Origin of the sequence: Roseospira goensis (assembly GCF_014197795.1) — a bacterium.
GTDB lineage: Bacteria > Pseudomonadota > Alphaproteobacteria > Rhodospirillales > Rhodospirillaceae > Rhodospira > Rhodospira goensis.
The window spans coordinates 99,740-116,070 of sequence record NZ_JACIGI010000002.1; the positions used below are offsets into that span (position 1 = coordinate 99,740).

Annotated in this window: 10 protein-coding genes; 6 read left to right on the forward strand and 4 right to left on the reverse strand. The window is 71.3% G+C overall.

Features of this window, described 5'->3' with window-relative positions:
• Nucleotides 1-20: 20 nt before the first annotated feature.
• From GGD88_RS01440 to GGD88_RS01455, 4 genes are all read right to left on the reverse strand, one after another.
• Entirely contained in the window at nucleotides 21-1,412 is a 1,392-nt protein-coding gene (locus tag GGD88_RS01440) for a ComEC/Rec2 family competence protein (RefSeq protein WP_184431066.1), read from the reverse strand.
• A gap of 37 nt (nucleotides 1,413-1,449) precedes the next feature.
• Nucleotides 1,450-5,151 carry a hemagglutinin protein gene (locus GGD88_RS01445; RefSeq protein ID WP_184431067.1) on the reverse strand — a complete coding sequence of 1,234 codons (3,702 nt, stop codon included), beginning with the start codon at nucleotides 5,149-5,151 and terminating at the stop codon, nucleotides 1,450-1,452.
• A gap of 22 nt (nucleotides 5,152-5,173) precedes the next feature.
• Nucleotides 5,174-8,425 (reverse strand): hypothetical protein, encoded by a 3,252-nt coding sequence (locus GGD88_RS01450; RefSeq protein WP_184431068.1) that lies wholly within the window; start codon nucleotides 8,423-8,425, stop codon nucleotides 5,174-5,176.
• A 120-nt stretch (nucleotides 8,426-8,545) separates the two neighbouring features.
• Nucleotides 8,546-10,405 carry a Hint domain-containing protein gene (locus GGD88_RS01455; RefSeq protein ID WP_221236943.1) on the reverse strand — a complete coding sequence of 620 codons (1,860 nt, stop codon included), beginning with the start codon at nucleotides 10,403-10,405 and terminating at the stop codon, nucleotides 8,546-8,548.
• Between the two features lie 810 nt (nucleotides 10,406-11,215).
• Between GGD88_RS01455 and GGD88_RS01460 the strand changes: the two genes are divergently transcribed.
• The 6 genes from GGD88_RS01460 to GGD88_RS01485 are packed head-to-tail and all read left to right on the forward strand — an operon-like array spanning nucleotide 11,216 to nucleotide 16,271.
• The gene (locus GGD88_RS01460) at nucleotides 11,216-12,358 is read left to right on the forward strand and encodes a 4Fe-4S dicluster domain-containing protein (protein WP_184431069.1); all 1,143 of its coding nucleotides are present in this window, start codon (nucleotides 11,216-11,218) and stop codon (nucleotides 12,356-12,358) included.
• Between the two features lie 16 nt (nucleotides 12,359-12,374).
• Entirely contained in the window at nucleotides 12,375-12,863 is a 489-nt protein-coding gene (locus tag GGD88_RS01465; RefSeq protein ID WP_184431070.1) for a Crp/Fnr family transcriptional regulator, read from the forward strand.
• Nucleotides 12,850-13,710 (forward strand): FAD/NAD(P)-binding protein, encoded by an 861-nt coding sequence (locus GGD88_RS01470; protein ID WP_184431071.1) that lies wholly within the window; start codon nucleotides 12,850-12,852, stop codon nucleotides 13,708-13,710. Before GGD88_RS01465 ends, GGD88_RS01470 begins: the two co-directional genes overlap by 14 nt.
• The gene (locus GGD88_RS01475; RefSeq protein ID WP_184431072.1) at nucleotides 13,710-14,495 is read left to right on the forward strand and encodes an NADH-quinone oxidoreductase subunit B family protein; all 786 of its coding nucleotides are present in this window, start codon (nucleotides 13,710-13,712) and stop codon (nucleotides 14,493-14,495) included. Before GGD88_RS01470 ends, GGD88_RS01475 begins: the two co-directional genes overlap by 1 nt.
• A complete protein-coding gene (locus tag GGD88_RS01480; protein WP_184431073.1) occupies nucleotides 14,488-15,819 on the forward strand; it encodes a Ni/Fe hydrogenase subunit alpha in 1,332 nt (443 codons plus the stop codon). Before GGD88_RS01475 ends, GGD88_RS01480 begins: the two co-directional genes overlap by 8 nt.
• Nucleotides 15,816-16,271, forward strand: coding sequence for a hydrogenase maturation protease (locus GGD88_RS01485; RefSeq protein ID WP_184431074.1), 456 nt, complete (start codon nucleotides 15,816-15,818; stop codon nucleotides 16,269-16,271). Before GGD88_RS01480 ends, GGD88_RS01485 begins: the two co-directional genes overlap by 4 nt.
• Nucleotides 16,272-16,331 lie beyond the last annotated feature (60 nt).

Below are 16,331 nucleotides of genomic sequence, written 5' to 3' on the forward strand. Positions count from 1 at the left end.
AACGGTGGTGCGGGGGTGGGTCATCGCCGTGGCTCCAGCCGACGGATCGCGCGCGCGGGGCGGGCCGGCGGGCGGGCGGCGCCGGCCGGCACGGGACCAGCAAGGCCGCCGGGGGCGGGTGCCCCCCGGGACGGGGCGATGGTCTCCCGTTGGAACAGGGCATGGAGTTGCGCGGTGGTCTTGGGCAGGCGGTTGCTGGGAATCCCCGCCATCGGGATGTTGCGGGTGTTGACCGAGGACTGGGCGTCGATCTGGTATCCCCAGTTCATGCCCTCGGTGAACGAAACATCGGAGGGCATTGTGACTTCACTATAGGGCGGGAAGATGAAGTTGCCCTTGATAGTGTTGAGAGCATAATAGAGGTTGGTATAGTAGTTCTCATTCGAGAGAAACGTATAGTTCTTGTACGGCGTGTCGATGGTGTCCGAGACCGGAACATCGAAGTATGCCGAGACCAGGTGGTAGGGGGACAGGGACTCGTCCGACCACCACGGGCCCCTGTGGTCGGCGAACGTCAGGAAGGCGTTGATCGTTTCCAGGGAGGGGTGAGAATGCTTGGTGTCCGCGCTGACCACGATGGTGGCGCCGTAGGTCAGCGAGGCGAAGGTGTTCACGACCTTGCGGGCTTCCTCGCTGATGGCGCCATTGGTCGAGGACAGGCCGAAGGTCGTCAGGCGGCTGCCGTGGTGGGGCGCCAGCAGCATGAAGGTGTCCTGGAGCCAGACCTTGTGTTCCAGGAAGTGCTGGTTCACGAACTGGAAGGTCGAAAAGGTGGCGTCGCCGAAGATGACGGCGCCGACGTTGAACATCTTCATGTAGATGCCGAGCGACGTCGAGTTGGCCAGGTCGCCGTCGGGCTTGGACTTGGCGTAGACTTCTTCGACCAGTTTCCCCTGCGACGTGGCCGATTCCGAGGTGTTCACGGCGATCACGTAGGCCGAGGCATGGTCGCTGTCGAACACGCTGACCCAGTCCTTGATGTTCGGGCTGGGAAAGCTTGAGCAGCCCACCCGGAAGTTGCGGACATCCTCGTCCGCGTTCTCCGTCCGCTCCCCCAACTTGGTCAGCACGTTTCCCTTTGAGCTGGTATACCATTCGCTGCGGCCGCTATGGTAAACGTAGCCGATTTCCATCTCGGGAAGCGCCTCCAGCAGGGACCAGATCAGATTGACGTGATCCGAGTCCTTGTGGGAGATGAACATGGCGTCGAGGTAGCCCTTGTCGTCTCCGCTGCGCGCCTTGATGCGCTTGGCGAGGAACTCGACGGTGGGGCCGCCGGCCCGTCGTTTGCTCTTGCTGGAGCCCAGGTCGAAGAGAGCGTTCGCGACAACGTCGTTTTCCTCGTCGTATTCCTCAAAATACGTGCACATGCCCTGGCCGACGTCGAGAGAGTAGAGGCGTTGGTAGCTCATCGCGTTGCGTTCCCGAGCGGGTCAGAGGATCGGCGAGTCAAACGACGGGCGGGGTCCGCCGGCCGGCGCGGGCCAGGCGCGCGGGGTCCGGCCGGGAGCGGGCGATGGTGCGGGTCCCGGTCCCGGTTCCGGTCCCGGTTCCGGTTGGGGGCAGGCTCTTTGTCTCCTCGCTGTCCTCCTTGGCGTAGGCGGCGTACCAGCCCAGGGCGGCGCGGGGATTGCCGGGGGCACCGAACAGCAGCACCTCGTTGTTGCCGGGCGGGAAGCTCCAGGCGAGCACCGAGAGGGCGAAGCGGCGCAGGCGCAGCAGGTAGGCCAGGCGGTCCTCGCCGTCCCGGTAGGTCTCGAACTGGAAGCTGCGGAAACCCAGCTTGAGCACCCCTTGCAGGGGCAGGCTGCCGTTGATCGCGTTGGTCATGCCCAGCTTCAGGCCCAGGTAGACGGTTGGCTCGCCGCCCGACGCCTCGGGTCCCCAGGCGGCCAGGAGCGTGATGTCCAGGCCGATCGCCCCGCTCAGGTCCCCCAGGGTGCCCATGTCCAGGCCCAGGGCGAGGCCGTACCAGGGCGCCGCCAGGGGCGTCTGGGTCAGGGGCGCGGAAATGGAGGTGAACCCCAGGCTCTCGGGCGTGGCGCCGGTGGGCGGTTCGCCCGGCGCGGAGAGGTCGGGCGCGGCCACCAGGCCCTGGAGGCGCAGCGGGAAGTTCGCCGCCAGGGACTCCGGTCGCGCCAGCGAGGCGCCGGGTCCGCTGTCGAAGGCGATCGCCGCCTCGCCGGCCGAGAAGGTCTGGTCGGCGGGGTCGCTCAGCGGGAAGGCCATCGAAACCACCAGACCCTGGAACGACAGATAGCCCTCCAGCCCGGCCTCGCCGGGGCCGTAGGAGAACAGGTCGAACCCGGGGATGGCGAGGAAGGTCAGCCGGCCCGACAGGGTGAAGTTGGCGGTCAGCGTCCCGTCGACCGGGGCGGCGGCGGTGTCCATCCGGCAGTCGCGCACGTCGATGCCCACCAGGGCCGCGCCGTCGGTCTGGTAGACATTGTCGCCCAGCAGCGTGAAGGCGTAGCTGGGCTGGCCGCCGACCCGCTGGTAGGAGCCGTCGAGGATCAGATTGTTGCCGCGCGCGCGGTCCGCCTTGGCCAGCCAGGACCCGAACAGCCGGTTGACCATCAGTTCCGCCTGGGCCGAGAAGTCCACCACCCGCGCGTTGTCGAACCGCACCCGCATGGCCAGGGTCTTGAAGCCGAACGGGATGGTGGTCGAGGCGACCAGATCATCCGGATCATTGTAGTCGATCAGGCCGAAGGCCGCGGTCTGGCCCAGGTCGATGACGCCGTCCCGGGGGGTGTAGGGGGTCACGGAAAAGCCGACGTGATGGGCGAAGAACCGCGCCTGATCCACGCCCGCGGCCAGGAAGCGCAGCGCCTCCGGCATGCCCGCGAAATCGACCGGCGCGTTCAGGACCAGCACGCCGTTCCAGCGCGGGTTGTCCAGCACCTCGTGATAGAACAGGGCCAGCGGATCGCCCTCTGGCGTGTCGGGGTCCACGGCCTTGAGGCGGGCGCGCCGGATGATGCCCTCCAGCACCCCAAGGGTGGGGGCGAGCGATCCCTCCGGGGATCGGGCCGCGGCGCTCCAGCCCCAGGCCGCCGGGTCCTGCGCCAGGTCGGTGATCGGTCGGGCGCAGTACTTGATCAGCATCAGGGTCGGCGACAGGGGGTCGGTGCGCCAGGAGCGCGGCGAAAGCTGGAAGGTCCAGCCCTCGATGTCGGCGCGCAGCAGGCCCGCCGCGTCCTGGGCCTGGGCCAGGTAGTCCCCGGCCGGGGCGGCGACCACGGCATCGAACGCCGCTTCGGTGGGGAACAGGGGATAGGGCGGGGTCTGGGCGGCGAGGGCCTGGGTGATGGCCTGGGCCTCCGCCGGCGGGACCCCCGCCTGGGCGAGGCGCGCCAGGGCGGTGTCGGCGGTGAGCTGGTAGGCCACCGAGGAGCCGCCCATGAAGGTGTCGACGTTGGAGACCACCGTGAACACCTGGTTCGCCTGCAACGCCGCCTGGAACGGAGGCCCCACCGCCGTCAGGGACAGGCGCTGGGTCGCGGACCGGGGCATGTTGGCGAACAGCATCCCGGCCCAGGCGTTGCGGTCCGGGGTGAGCACGGCGATCAGCCCGTTGGGGGTGACGCCCAGGGGCGCGTCGCCGGCCCCCTCGCCCCGCCCGGAGACGAGCGCGGCCGGCACGGCGGCGGCGGGGCTGTCCGCCGGCCGCGCCTCTGGCAAGCCGATCGCCTGGCGGCGCCGGGGGGCGAGGGCCGCGGCCTCGATCCGGTCGGCGGTGTCGATGGCCGCTGGTGGGATGCGCGCGTAGACCCCCATGGGCCAGGCCGGCGGGGGGGACTCCAGGCTGTCGTGCAGCGCGGGCAGCCGTGCCGCGACCATGGCGAGGTAGGACAGGAACCCCGCGGCCGGCGCGGACTCCGCGTCGAACAGCGGTGACCGCAGCGGCTGGGCCAGGTAGTCCCGACCGGGTCCGCCGGGGGTGGCGGGCAGCACCGTGGCATGCGCCGTGGTGCCCAGGTCGGTGAGCAGGACCCGTTCGACCTCGCCGGCCGGCGCATCGGGGGTGACCGGCGGCACGTAGGCCGCGCCGTTGCCCCGGAACAGCAGGATCGAGCCCTCGTCGTCCGGCAGCACGACGCATTCCGCGCCCGACGTGCCCAGGATCATCCGCGCCCCCTGGCCGCCGGCGGCCTCTGGGGCGGAGAGTGCGAACTGGCCGTCGGGGGCCAGGTGGTAGACATAGGCGGCGCTGGCCGCCTCGGGCGCGTGGAACAGCGGCGTCCGGCCGAAGCTGAGGCGGGCGCCCGGCAGGGCGCCGTTGGCGGCCAGGGGCGTGACCTGGGTCGGATGCCCGGTATCGGTGCGCTGGGCGAACGTGAACACCGGCGGGGTCTCCGCCCCGCCGTCGAAGGTCAGTGCGGTGCGCTCCGGCCGCAGCGGCGTGAGCGGATCGAACGACACCGACAGGGTGAAGGTCACGGCGTTGGTCTGCTGCAACAGCGGCATGTCGACGATGGACACCGCCGCCGTGGGGCTCGCCGCCTCCACCTCGCCGTAGCGCAGCATCACCCCCAGCCGGTCCGGGTCGTCGCCGGCGCCGGTCTCGCCCTGGTGGGCCGCGACGGGGAAGGTCAGGCCGCCCAGGTGGGCGCCGCTGAGGGGCAGGCTGCCCGCGCCGCCGGTGGCCGGGTAGACGCCGCCCGGGGCCGAGAAGGCGAGCCGGGGATCGGTCACGGCGATGGCGTCCGCGCCCGCCGTCAGGACGGCGCCGCCGCCCACCGCCACCGCGTACGATCCGAGCTGGAAGCGGGCATCGCGCACGCTGCGCCAGGGGCCGGCCGGCTCGCCCGGGGTGGCGGGCAGGGCGTCGATCCCCTGGGTGGTCCAGGCCTGGGCGGGGGCGTTGGGGTTGGCCAGCCAGAGCAGGCGCAGCCAGCCCCGGGGCGACAGCCGGGGCAGCAGCGCGCGCAGGGCGGCGAGGAACCCGTCGGGGTCCGCGGGCGCGCTGTCCAGGAACAGGTAGAGCCCGCCCACGTCCGCCCAGGTCTCGGCAAGCGTGGCCTGGTCGCCCAGCGCGTCGTCGGTGCTGGCGGCATAGCCGGCCCAGTAGTCGGGCAGGCCGCTTTCGGCCCGCGTGCTCAGGGCATAGAGGCCCGGGGCGATCCGGTCGAAGGAAGGGGTGGTCATGGCCGCGCCCTCGCCGCCGTGGTCAGGGCAGGTTCGTGGTCACGGAATCCCCCGGCAGCAGGGGCAGGGACAGGGCGGTCCACCCCGGCCCGTAGGCCCCCAGCCCGCTCCAGTCCAGGCGCACCGGCCACCGCTGATCGGCGGTGGCGGGGGCGGTGGGGTCGAGAACCGCGGCCCCCAGGCTGCGGGTCAGGGTCAGGCCGGTGACCGGTCCGGGCGCGGCGAACGGCGCCTGGCCGCGCTGGGCGAGCAGGTTGGCGACGGTGGTTCCCACCGGCACCACCATCGGGGCGCCGTCCAGGGTCACCCGCAGGCAGGGGCGGGGCATGGCCCGGCCCCGGAAGTAGGCCACCGGATCGGCGCCGCCCGGGGTGTTCCCGGCGGTGGTCAGCGCGGTGAAGCTGCTCGCCGCGGCCAGGGTGACGTTGGTCGGGGTGTCCGTGGGCGTCGGATCGCTGGCCCCGGGCAGGGTGGTGGGCGCGAACAGCCGGTAGAAGGGGGCGACGAAGGCGGGGAAATAGAGGTCCGCGGCATCGGCCACGCCCCCCATCTGCTCGGTGGTGTCGTGCGACGGCGGGGGATTGACCGACAGGGCTCCCCCGGCCACCAGCTGGCCGAAGAAGCTGTCCCAGCCCGTGGTGATGCCGCCGGCGCTGTCGATGAACTGGCCGACCTCGTAGTCGACCACCGGACCGGCGACATAGCCGTTGCTCCAGCGCAGGGCCGAGGAACTCTCCGAGATGGCCTGATAGGGGCTCGCGGCCACCCGCAGGACCATGCCCGGACGCAGGTCCACCGAGCCCAGGGTGGCGCCGGTGTCCGCCGACGGGACCGTCAGGCCGTAGCCGTAGTACAGGACCTCCGCGAAGGTCTGCGGCAGGGTCCGGGACAGGGCATCCTGGATCGCCAGGATGCCCCAGGGGGCGGCGCCCGCGCTCTCCAGGGCCTTGAGGAAGTCCACATAGGCGGCGCGCAGGTCGGCGCGGATCGGTTCCGCCCCGAACGACCAGGGCGAGGGGTCGTCCGGGCCGTCGCCGCCGACGGCGATGGTCAGGGCATAGGGATAGGCCGGCGCAGCCGAACTCGTCGCCAGGGAAAACGGGCCGGCGGTCACGGGCAGGCCGGACAGCGGCGTGCCGTTGCCCACGTCGGGCACAAAGAGCGTGATGGGCGCCCCGGGGGTGCCGCCGGCCAGGGCGGTGGCCAGCCGGGCCGCCGGGTAGAGATGGGGGAAGGCCACCGAGGCGGCCGCGGCCGAGGGCACGAAGGCGGGCCTGAACAACGCCACGGGGGCGCTCGGCGGACCCAGGTTGTCGGCGGTCTCCACCGGCTGGTTGGCCTGGACCACCACGGTATGCGTCGCCGAAGGGGTCGACGGGGTGTAGGGCCAGCGTCCGCCGGTGGCCCCCGCCGGGGCGGTGAAGGGATCGCCGTCGCGCGTGGTCGTGCCGTCCGTCGTCTGCAACACCGTGACGGTGAAGGAGGCGGCGGCCGGCACCGGGTCCCAGTCCACGGTGAGCGTGGCGCCGTCGTAGCGGGCCGACACGCCGTCCGGTGGCGCGTGGGCCAGCGTGAAGGGCGCCGAGACCGGGCCCAGGACCGCGCGGCCGTCCTCGGAGACGGCGGCCCGGACGGTCACCCGGGGCGGAGCGCCGCCGGCCGCCAGGATCCCCGCCGGCAGCGGCGCGGTGGTGTCGTCGGCGTAGAGCCGCGCGCCCCCCGGCAGGTCGATCCGGTACCCCGAGACGCCGTCCAGGCCGGCCCAGCGCAGGGTGGCCGTGCCGGTCAGGGCGTCGACCGCGAAGCCGGTCACGGACGGGGCGGCCGCCACCGCCGCGACGGGCGGCGCGGCGGTGTTCAGGGCCGCGCCGGCGCCGGGCGCCAGCGCGACGGTCAGGGCCGGCGGGGCCCCGTCCGCCACGCCCTGGACCGCGGCCGGCACAGGCAGGGTGGCCGACAGGCCGGCCGCGCGGACCGCGGCGACGGGGGTGCCGTCGGCGTGCAGGGTGAGCCGGGTGTACTCGGGTGGCACGGTCGAGCCCGGCGCGGTCCAGCACACATCCAGCGTGGTGTTGTCGGGCGCGCTGGTCACGCTGGTCACCGCCGCCGTGCCGGTCACCACGGGCACCAGGATGCCCTCCGCGCCGATGCCCTCGCCCGTGGCGATGACCTGGGCCAACCAGGTCTGATCGTCGGCGAGTGGGCCGCCCAGCGGGATGGTCCCGTGCGTGGCGGTGCCGCCGGAGACGCTGGCCGTCATGGCCTGGCCGGTGGTCTGCGAGAACACCTGAAGGGTGAAGCCGCTGACCGCCGCGTTGGCGGCCATGTGCCAGGTCAGGGCCATGGTCTGGCCGTCGTAGGTGGCGCCCTTGATGCTCGGCAGGGTGGCGATGAGGGGTGTGCCTGGCGCGGACACGCCCGCCCCCGCCGCGCCCACGGCGGCGACCCGCAGCAGGACGGGTTCGGTCTCCGGCAGGGGGGCGGGCAGGGCCAGGGTGCCGTTGGTCGCGCTCGCGGCCAGGGTGATGGCGTGTTCCGTGCCGGAGTTGACCCCGATGGCGCTCAGGCGCACCGAGTCGACGCCCTGCGCCGGGGGCGCGGACCAGCGCGCGACGATCGCCGTGCCCTGGCGGTAGAGGCTGCTCGCCTCCAGGGTCGGGCAGGCGAGGGGTTTCGGGAAGGCCGCCAGGTCGGCGCGCGCCGACGCGTTCCCCTCCCCGACGGCGGCCACCGTGATGACCCACTGCTGCGCGGCGTCGAGCCCCCCGCCCATCTGCGCGGCGGTGATGACGCCGGCGGTGGTGTCCATCCCGGCGACGGGGGTGCTGTAGGTCAGGCCGCTGTCGGTGGAGAAGACCACGATCTCGTAGCCGACCGCGGCCTGCCACGAGGGCGCCCAGGTCGCGTGGATGTCCGATCCGTCATACAGGGCGGAGACGAGGGCCGGGCGCGCGGTCGGCAGGATGACCGGGGCGCTGGCCTGTCCCGGGGTGTCGTCCCACAGGGCGCGGACCACGACCTGATAGGCCACATCCGTGTTGAGCGGCTCGGGCAGCGTCAGGGTGCCCCGGTTCGTGGTCCGCCCCGGGATCGGATCGCTCTCGTGGGTGATGACGGTGTCGCCGCCGCCCAGGTAGGCCAGGAGGATGACGTAGCCCGTGACACCCGTGTCCTGGGACGGGGTCCAGGCGGCCCGGACGCTCGCACCGTCGTAGATGGCGGACGTGATCTTGGGATCGTTCGGATCGGTCTGGTCTTGATCGGTGGCGGCCATGGGATCCTCCGAGAGGGCCTGGACGGCCCGGACAAGGGGGCCGGAACGCGGATCGGCAGGGCGACCGGCCCGGTCCGGGAGGCGGTCCGGGAGGCCGGGGGGGCGCCGCCGGCGCGGGCGTCACTGGTGGTTGTCGAAATCCTGGTGCCAGACCTCGGGCAGGCTCTCGCGGATCTGCGCGGGGGAGCGGGCCAGCGTGCGGTTCGCGATGGTGGTCAGCGACTGCTGCATGACCGCGTCGCCGGTCAGGATGCCGCCGGCGAAGAAGGTGCCCGCGCGGCCGCCTTCCTCGACGGTGAGGTTGTGGACCACGCCCTCGTAGGTCTCGGGGGCGATGGCGGTCACCGTCGCCGAGCCCTCCAGGGTGGTGACCCGGTCGCCGACCCGCAGCGCGCGGGCCTGCACCGGCACGCCCTCGGCCAGGATCACCGGATGGGTGCGGGTCATCAGCACGTCGTGGCCGGCGTCGGTCTGGATCCGCAGCATGGGATGGGGCTCGCGCCCCTGGGTGGTGCCGCGCACCAGCCGCGTCTGGCCGTGGGCGGTCTTGACCCGCTCCTGCTGGTTCGCGGTGAAGGCCTCCACGGGGCGCTCGCCGCCGTCGGCCAGGGCGATCGGGGTGCCGGCGGCCAGGCAGCCTTGCAGGATGGTCAGCGGCGGCACGATGGACACGCCGGGAACGCCGATCTGCGAGCGGTCGCTGGTGAAGTTGATCGTGCCGAACGGGGGCGGTTCGCCGCCGCCCGAGCCGTTCAGGGCGACATAGGCGGTGACCCACAGATAGGCGGTGGTGGCGTCGTAGTACTGGATGCAGTCGCGGTTGTTGGGAAAGGCCGCCGCCGGGTAGTTCCAGGAGATCTGTTTGTCGTCGACGGTCCAGTACTGAGGATCGAGGACCTCGCCCTGCTTGTAGTAGACGTTACAACCGCCACCGTTCGGGTTCTGGATGTAGATGGTGACCACGCCGGCCGGCGGCGAGACCACCGTGTTCGGATAGGAGACGGAGCCGGAGAGCGGGAACACGAAGTCGGTCGGGTGCGAGGTGGAGTTCCAGTAGTCGCACTCCTGCTGACTGCCCCGGTACCAGCAAATCTTGATCGGTGTTTCGTTGGCCTTGGTGTTGGTGCAGCTCGTCTCGTAGGACCCGGTGCACTGGCCCGCATTGTTCCGAACGCAATAGTTCGGTTGTTCCATGCAGGCTTGCGTCGGATTCAGGGTGTCCTGGAAGGTCTGGACGTAGACCACTGGTTCCGTGTCCGCGGCCGCCGCCGCACTGCTCTTCGGATAGTAGACGAACAGCCCCTGGGCCCGGGTCGTGGGACTGCCGGCGTCGGGGGGGACCTGGCCCTCCACCTGGACGCGGAAATCGGTCCCCTGGCCGTACTGGGTCTCCGACTGGGTGGCGTAGACGTGGCCGCTGTCGGCCTCGTACAGCTCCATGACGATGGAGGTGGTGGTCGTGCCGTTGACGACCGACGAGATCCCCGTGGCCTGATAGCCCACGGGGGCGTCGTCTTCGCCGCGGGCCATGGCCAGGGCGGCCGCCGCGTTGTCCTCGGAGAAGGTGGCGATGAAGTTGAGGTCCTGGGGCGTGCCCGTTTCCGCCACGACGGCCGCGAGCGTGGCCTGCGGCGCGGGCGTGCCCGCGGCTTCGAGGCGCGCTGCCCGGCGCTCGTGGGTCTCCCGCAGGCTCTGGAACAGATACGGTGAGCGTTCGGGGGTCTCCCCGCCGCGGCGCAAGGCGGCCATGGTCACGCGGTAGTGCAGCGGGTTGCCCAGGTCGAGGCGGTGCGGCACACCGATCGCCACCTCCGCGTCGAGGGCCCGCAGATCGGCCATGTCCGCCTCGGACAGGACCGGGGCGCGGCTCGTCCCGCCATCTTCCGCGGCGGGCGCGGGGGCGCTCCAGGCGACGAGGGCCGCCAACAGCACGACGGGGGCAAGGCAACGGGTCATCCAGGGGGCACCATTGCGGATCATGGCGGGGTCTCCGGATTGAATGGGCGTCGGCGGCACTGATAGGGCAGGTTGAGAAGCCCGCCTCGACAATCTTATGAGAGCCCCAGCTTGTCACTCGGTTTCTAGGGTTGTCCAATCAAATGTTCCCGGCCCGCCATGTGAAAGAATCAAGATGGTCTGATATATCTAGTATTTTTGTAGTATTTGTGTTGTGGGCGGTTTGCAAAATTGGAGCCATAGACCGAAAATCATAGTTAATAAGGTGATCGTTGCAAAAAATACGATGGTTCTTATGGTGCTTTCGTCTTGTGTTTTTTGCTGTTTCATGAATATCAATTAAGGGGTGTTGCCGATCCTTTTTGCGAGGACCGAGCGCGGCGCTTCCGTCCCGGGGCGCCACAACCGAAGCTATGCTTCAGGGGCGTGATGCCGGTTCGACGGGTTTTCGCGGAAAGGAGGTCTCCGGCGCGGCCTGGTGACGGCCGATCGCGCGGCCGGAGGCGCCGTTCCGCGTCCGACTCGGTGACGCCCGCCGGCTCCGATCGGGGGCACGGCGGCCGCACGCGCGGCCTGACCCGCAGGTCTCACTCGTCTCGGTCCGATGGTCCGGTCGGGCGGCGCACGCGGTCCGACTCTCGCGCCCACGGCGCGACGGCCCCGCGCCCTGTGTGGGACCGCCATCGAAAGGTGTTGGTGTAGGCCGGCTTGGAGGCGCAGGATGAAGGAGCGGCGTTGGCCGCCGGCCGGCGCCGGGTGTTCCCGACTCTGCGGGCCCGACTCCCCTGGCCCGATTGCACTGGCCCGATTCCACTGGCGATGGACCGGACCGACATGACGCAGACAGGCTCGACAGGCGTCATTGACCGGGACGCCCTCCAGGCGCTGTTCGACGCGGTGATCGCGCGCGGCTACGTGCCGGTGGGACCGACGGTGCGCGACGGTGCCCTTGTGCTCGATGAACTGACGGGCGTGGCCGACCTGCCCGCCGGCTGGACCGAGGACCAGGAGGCGGGCACCTATCGGCTGCGCCGGCGCGACGATGCCGCCCTGTTCGGCTTCACCACCGGTCCCCAGGCCTGGAAGCCGTACCTGTTCCCGCCGAAAACGAAGCTGTGGGCGGCCGAGGCGACCCGGGACGGCGGTTGGGCGATCCACAACACGCCCGACGACGCCCCCGACGACACCCGGCCCTTCGCCTTCATCGGGGTGCGGCCCTGCGACCTACACGCCATCCAGGTGCAGGACCGGGTCTTCCTGGATCCCCGCCATCCCGATCCCCTCTATGCCGGGCGGCGCGAGCGGGCGCTCGTGATCGTGGTGCAGTGCGGCCAGGCGGCCGCGACCTGTTTCTGTGCCTCGATGGACACCGGCCCGCGCGCCGAAAGCGGCTACGACCTGGCCCTGACCGAGGTCTTGGAGGGCGACGCACACACCTTCGTTGCCGACGCGGGCAGCGCGGTGGGGCGGTCCCTGCTGGCCGAGGTGCCGCATGACGAAGCCGGCGCCGACCATCTGGCCGCCGCCGCGGCCTGCACCCAGCGCGCCAGGGACCAGATGGGGCGCCGGATCGACACCGCCGGGCTCCCGGATCTGCTCTCCGCTGCCTACGACAGCGACCGCTGGGACGCCCTGGGGCGGCGCTGCCTGGCCTGCGGCAACTGCACCATGGTGTGCCCGACCTGCTTCTGTTCGCGGGTCGAGGACGTCACCGACCTGACCGGCGACCACGCCGAACGCTGGCGCGCCTGGGACTCCTGCTACACCCTTGATTTCTCGTACATCCACGGCGGCAGTGTGCGCCGGACGATCGGCGCGCGCTACCGGCACTGGCTGGTCCACAAGCTGTCGACGTGGCACGACCAGTTCGGGACGTCCGGCTGTGTGGGCTGCGGGCGCTGCATCACGTGGTGCCCGGTGGGCATCGACCTGACGGCGGAAGTGCCGCTGATCCGGGACCGCGGATCCAAGGCCTAGCAGAAGGACCACGCCGATGGTCAGTATCAAGCCGATCCGCACGCTGCTGGCCGAGAACCCGTTCTTCGCGGGCCTGTCGGACGATCAGTTCGAGACCATGTCCGGCTGCGGCACCATCGTCCATTTCAAGGCCGGCGCCTTCCTGTTGCGCGAGGGCGGCGCGGCCGACACGTTCTACCTCATCCGCAACGGGGTGGTGGCGATCGAGAGCAGCAGTCCGGCCGGCGGGCCGTTGTCGGTGGCCCGCGTCGGTGCCGGCGGCATCGCCGGCTATTCCTGGCTGTTCCCGCCCTATCGCAACGCGTTCGATGCCCTGGCGATCAGCCATGTCTCCGCCGTGGCGCTCGACGGCGCCTGCCTGCGCGGCAAGGCCGAGGCAGACCACGAACTCGGCTACCAGCTCATGAAGCGCTTCGCCCAGGTCATGCTCGACCGCTTGCAGGCGACGCGCCGGCAGATGCTGGATGTCTATGGCAACGTCAGGACCACGGATGACACCGGCTGATCGTTCCGCCCCCCTGCACCCGCGGCCCGTCCGCGTGCTGGAGACGCGCGCGGAGATGCCGGGCTGCACCACCCTGCGGGTCGCGCCGGCGGATCCGGCCGACGCGGCCGACCCGGCGGGCGCCTGCGGCTTCGCGCCCGGGCAGTTCTACATGGTCTACGTCTTCGGCCTTGGCGAGGTGCCGATCTCGGTCAGCGGCGACGCCGCGCGACCGGGCGAGCTGACCTTCACGGTCATGGCCGTGGGCGCGGTCACACGGGCGCTCTGTGCCGTCCGGCCGGGCCAGACCCTGGGCCTGCGCGGCCCGTTCGGCACCGCCTGGCCGGTCGAGGCCCTGACGGGGCGCGACGTCATCGTCATGGCGGGCGGGCTCGGCCTCGCGCCGCTGCGGCCGGCGATCTACCACCTGCTGCGCCACCGGGACCGCTACGGCGCGGTCGCGCTGCTCTACGGCACACGCCAGCCGCGCAGCATCGTCTTCGCACCGGACCTGACCGGCTGGCGTGAGGCGGCGGCGATCGACGTCGCCGTGACGGTCGACAGCGGCGACCGCGACTGGTCGGGCCACGTCGGCGTGGTCACCGAACTGCTGAAGGGCCGGCGTCTCGACCCGGCGCGAACCGCCGCGCTGCTGTGCGGGCCGGAGATCATGATGCGCTTCTCCGCCTATGCCCTGCGGGATCGCGGGGTCGCGGCCGGGGCCATCCACGTCTCGATGGAGCGCAACATGAAGTGCGGCGTGAGGATGTGCGGCCGCTGCCAGTACGGGCCCTTCTTCGTCTGTGACGACGGGCCGGTGTTTTCCTTCGATCGTGTCGAACACCTGTTCGGCATCCGCGAGGTGTGATGACCGACAAACCGACACTCGCCGTCTGGAAGTTCGCGTCGTGCGACGGCTGCCAACTCACCCTGCTGGACTGCGAGGACGAGTTGCGCGCCGTGACGGAGGCCGTGACCATCGCCTCGTTCCCGGAGGCGAGCCGCGCGGTCCTCGACGGACCCTACGATCTGTCCCTCGTGGAAGGGTCGATCACCACCCCGGCGGACCGGGCGCGCATCCAGGCGGTGCGCCAGCAGTCGCGCACCCTGGTCGCCATCGGCGCCTGCGCCACGGCGGGCGGCATCCAGGCCCTGCGCAACTTCGCCGACGTCCAGGCGCTGCTGGAGACGGTCTACGCTCGCCCGGAGGACATCAGCACGCTCGCAACGTCGACGCCGATCGCGGACCACGTCACTGTGGATTTCGAGTTGCGCGGCTGCCCGATCAGCAAGACCCAACTTCTGGAGGTCATCACCGCGGTCCTGGCCGGGCGCAAGCCGAACGTCTGGCCGAGCAGCGTCTGCCTCGAGTGCAAGGCGCGCGGCACCCCGTGCATCATGGTCGCCCACGGCACGCCCTGCCTGGGGCCGGTCACACAGGCCGGGTGCGGGGCCATCTGCCCGGCCTACGGTCGCGGCTGCTACGGCTGTTACGGGCCGATGGAGACGCCGAACACGGCCGCGCTGGTGGACTGGTTGCGCGGTCTCGGTATGGCGGAGGCCGCGATCCAGCGCCTGTTCCGGACCTACAACGCCGCGGCCCCGGACTTCCGGCAGGCCGGGGACCGGCTCGGGGAGGGGCGTCATGGGTGACGATCCCCAGGGGGATCCCCAGGTGGGCGGGACCGAGACGCGCACCATCAAGGTCGACTACCTCGCCCGCGTCGAGGGCGAGGGCGCGCTGTATGTCCGGATTCGCGACGGCGCCCTTGAGGACGTGAAACTGAAGATCTTCGAACCGCCGCGCTTCTTCGAAGGGCTGTTGCGCGGGCGGGCCTTCACCGAGGCGCCCGACATCACGGCGCGCATCTGCGGCATCTGCCCCGTCGCCTACCAGATGAGCGCCGTGCACGCCATGGAGGCGGCCTGCGGCGTCACCGTGGACGGCCCGCTGCGCGACCTGCGCCGGCTGTTCTACTGCGGCGAATGGATCTCCAGTCACACGCTGCATGTCTATCTGCTGCACGCGCCGGACTACCTGGGCTATCCGAGCGCGATCGAGATGGCCAAGGACCACCCGGACGCCTTCGAGCGCGGCCTGGCGCTGAAGAAGGCCGGCAACGACGTCATGCGCCTGCTGGGCGGTCGCGAAATCCACCCCATCAACGCCTGCGTCGGCGGCTTCCACCGCGCCCCGTCCCGGCGCGAGCTGTCGGACCTGCGCGAGACATTGCTGCGGGCGCGCGACCTGGCGCGCGACACCGTGCGCTGGACCGGCACCCTCGATATCCCCGACTTCACGCAGGACTACACGTTCGTCTCGCTGCGTCATGCCGACGAATACCCCATGAACGAGGGCCGCATCGTCTCCAGCACGGGCCTCGACATCGCCGTTTCGGCGTACGACGACCACTTCGAGGAACGACAGGTCGCCCATGCCACCGCGCTGCATTGCGTGATGAAGCCGGACGGCGGGAGCTACCTCGTCGGCCCGATGGCGCGCTATGCCAACAACGTCGACCGGCTGCCCCCGGAGATCCGCGAGGCGGCGACGGCGGCCGGGCTCGGCCCCGTGTGCACCAACCCGTTCCGCAGTATCACGGTGCGCGCCGTCGAGGTGCTGTACGCCGTGACCGAGGCGCTGCGCCTGATCGAGGGCTACCGGCCGCCGGAGCCGGCGGCGATCCCGGTCCCGCCCCGGGCCGGCACCGGGCATGGCGCGACGGAGGCGCCGCGCGGGCTGCTCTATCACCGCTACAGCCTCGACGACGACGGCCTCATCACGGACTGCACCATCGTGCCGCCGACGTCGCAGAATCAGACCCGGATCGAGGACGACCTGCGCCGCCTGCTTCCGACGTGCCTGGACCGGCCCGACGACGCCGTGCGGGACCTGGCCGAACAGGCCATCCGCAATTACGACCCGTGCATCTCCTGCGCGACGCATTTCCTGCGCCTGGAGGTCGACCGCGGATGACCGGGCGGGGCACGCTGATCGTGGGGGTGGGCAACCGCGATCGCGGCGACGACGCCGTCGGCTGCGTCGTGGCGGCGGCGCTCGCCGGGCGTGTGCCGGCGGGCGTGGCCTGCATCGACCACGACGGCGAGCCCCTGGGGCTGATGGCCTGTTGGGAGGGCGCGGCGCGCGTCGTGCTGGTCGACGCGGTGGCCTCGGGGGCGGCGCCCGGGCACATCGTCCGCTACGATCTGGCGCGCGAGCCGTTGCCGGCGGACGTCGCGCCGTGTTCGACGCATGCCGTCGGTCTGCCGCAGGCGGTGGAGCTGGCGCGCGTGCTGGGGCGATTGCCGCCGGCGATCCGCTTCATCGGCGTCGAGGGGGCGGCCTTCGACGCAGGACGGGGGCTGTCACCGCCGGTGGGGGAGGCGGCCGAGGCGGTCGTGACGGAGATCCTGGCGGGACTAGGGTAGATCGCGCCAAAATGGAATCGTGCCGCGGTCCCGATTTCGAACAATCGGCTCGAACGAATA

Coding starts and splice junctions, on each gene's coding strand:
- GGD88_RS01445 (WP_184431067.1), bottom strand. CDS start 5,151: ATGACCACCCCTTCCTTCGACCGGATCGCCCCGGGCCTCTATGCCCTG.
- GGD88_RS01480 (WP_184431073.1), top strand. CDS start 14,488: ATGGGTGACGATCCCCAGGGGGATCCCCAGGTGGGCGGGACCGAGACG.
- GGD88_RS01440 (WP_184431066.1), bottom strand. CDS start 1,412: ATGAGCTACCAACGCCTCTACTCTCTCGACGTCGGCCAGGGCATGTGC.
- GGD88_RS01485 (WP_184431074.1), top strand. CDS start 15,816: ATGACCGGGCGGGGCACGCTGATCGTGGGGGTGGGCAACCGCGATCGC.
- GGD88_RS01470 (WP_184431071.1), top strand. CDS start 12,850: ATGACACCGGCTGATCGTTCCGCCCCCCTGCACCCGCGGCCCGTCCGC.
- GGD88_RS01475 (WP_184431072.1), top strand. CDS start 13,710: ATGACCGACAAACCGACACTCGCCGTCTGGAAGTTCGCGTCGTGCGAC.
- GGD88_RS01465 (WP_184431070.1), top strand. CDS start 12,375: ATGGTCAGTATCAAGCCGATCCGCACGCTGCTGGCCGAGAACCCGTTC.
- GGD88_RS01460 (WP_184431069.1), top strand. CDS start 11,216: ATGACGCAGACAGGCTCGACAGGCGTCATTGACCGGGACGCCCTCCAG.
- GGD88_RS01450 (WP_184431068.1), bottom strand. CDS start 8,425: ATGGCCGCCACCGATCAAGACCAGACCGATCCGAACGATCCCAAGATC.
- GGD88_RS01455 (WP_221236943.1), bottom strand. CDS start 10,405: ATGATCCGCAATGGTGCCCCCTGGATGACCCGTTGCCTTGCCCCCGTC.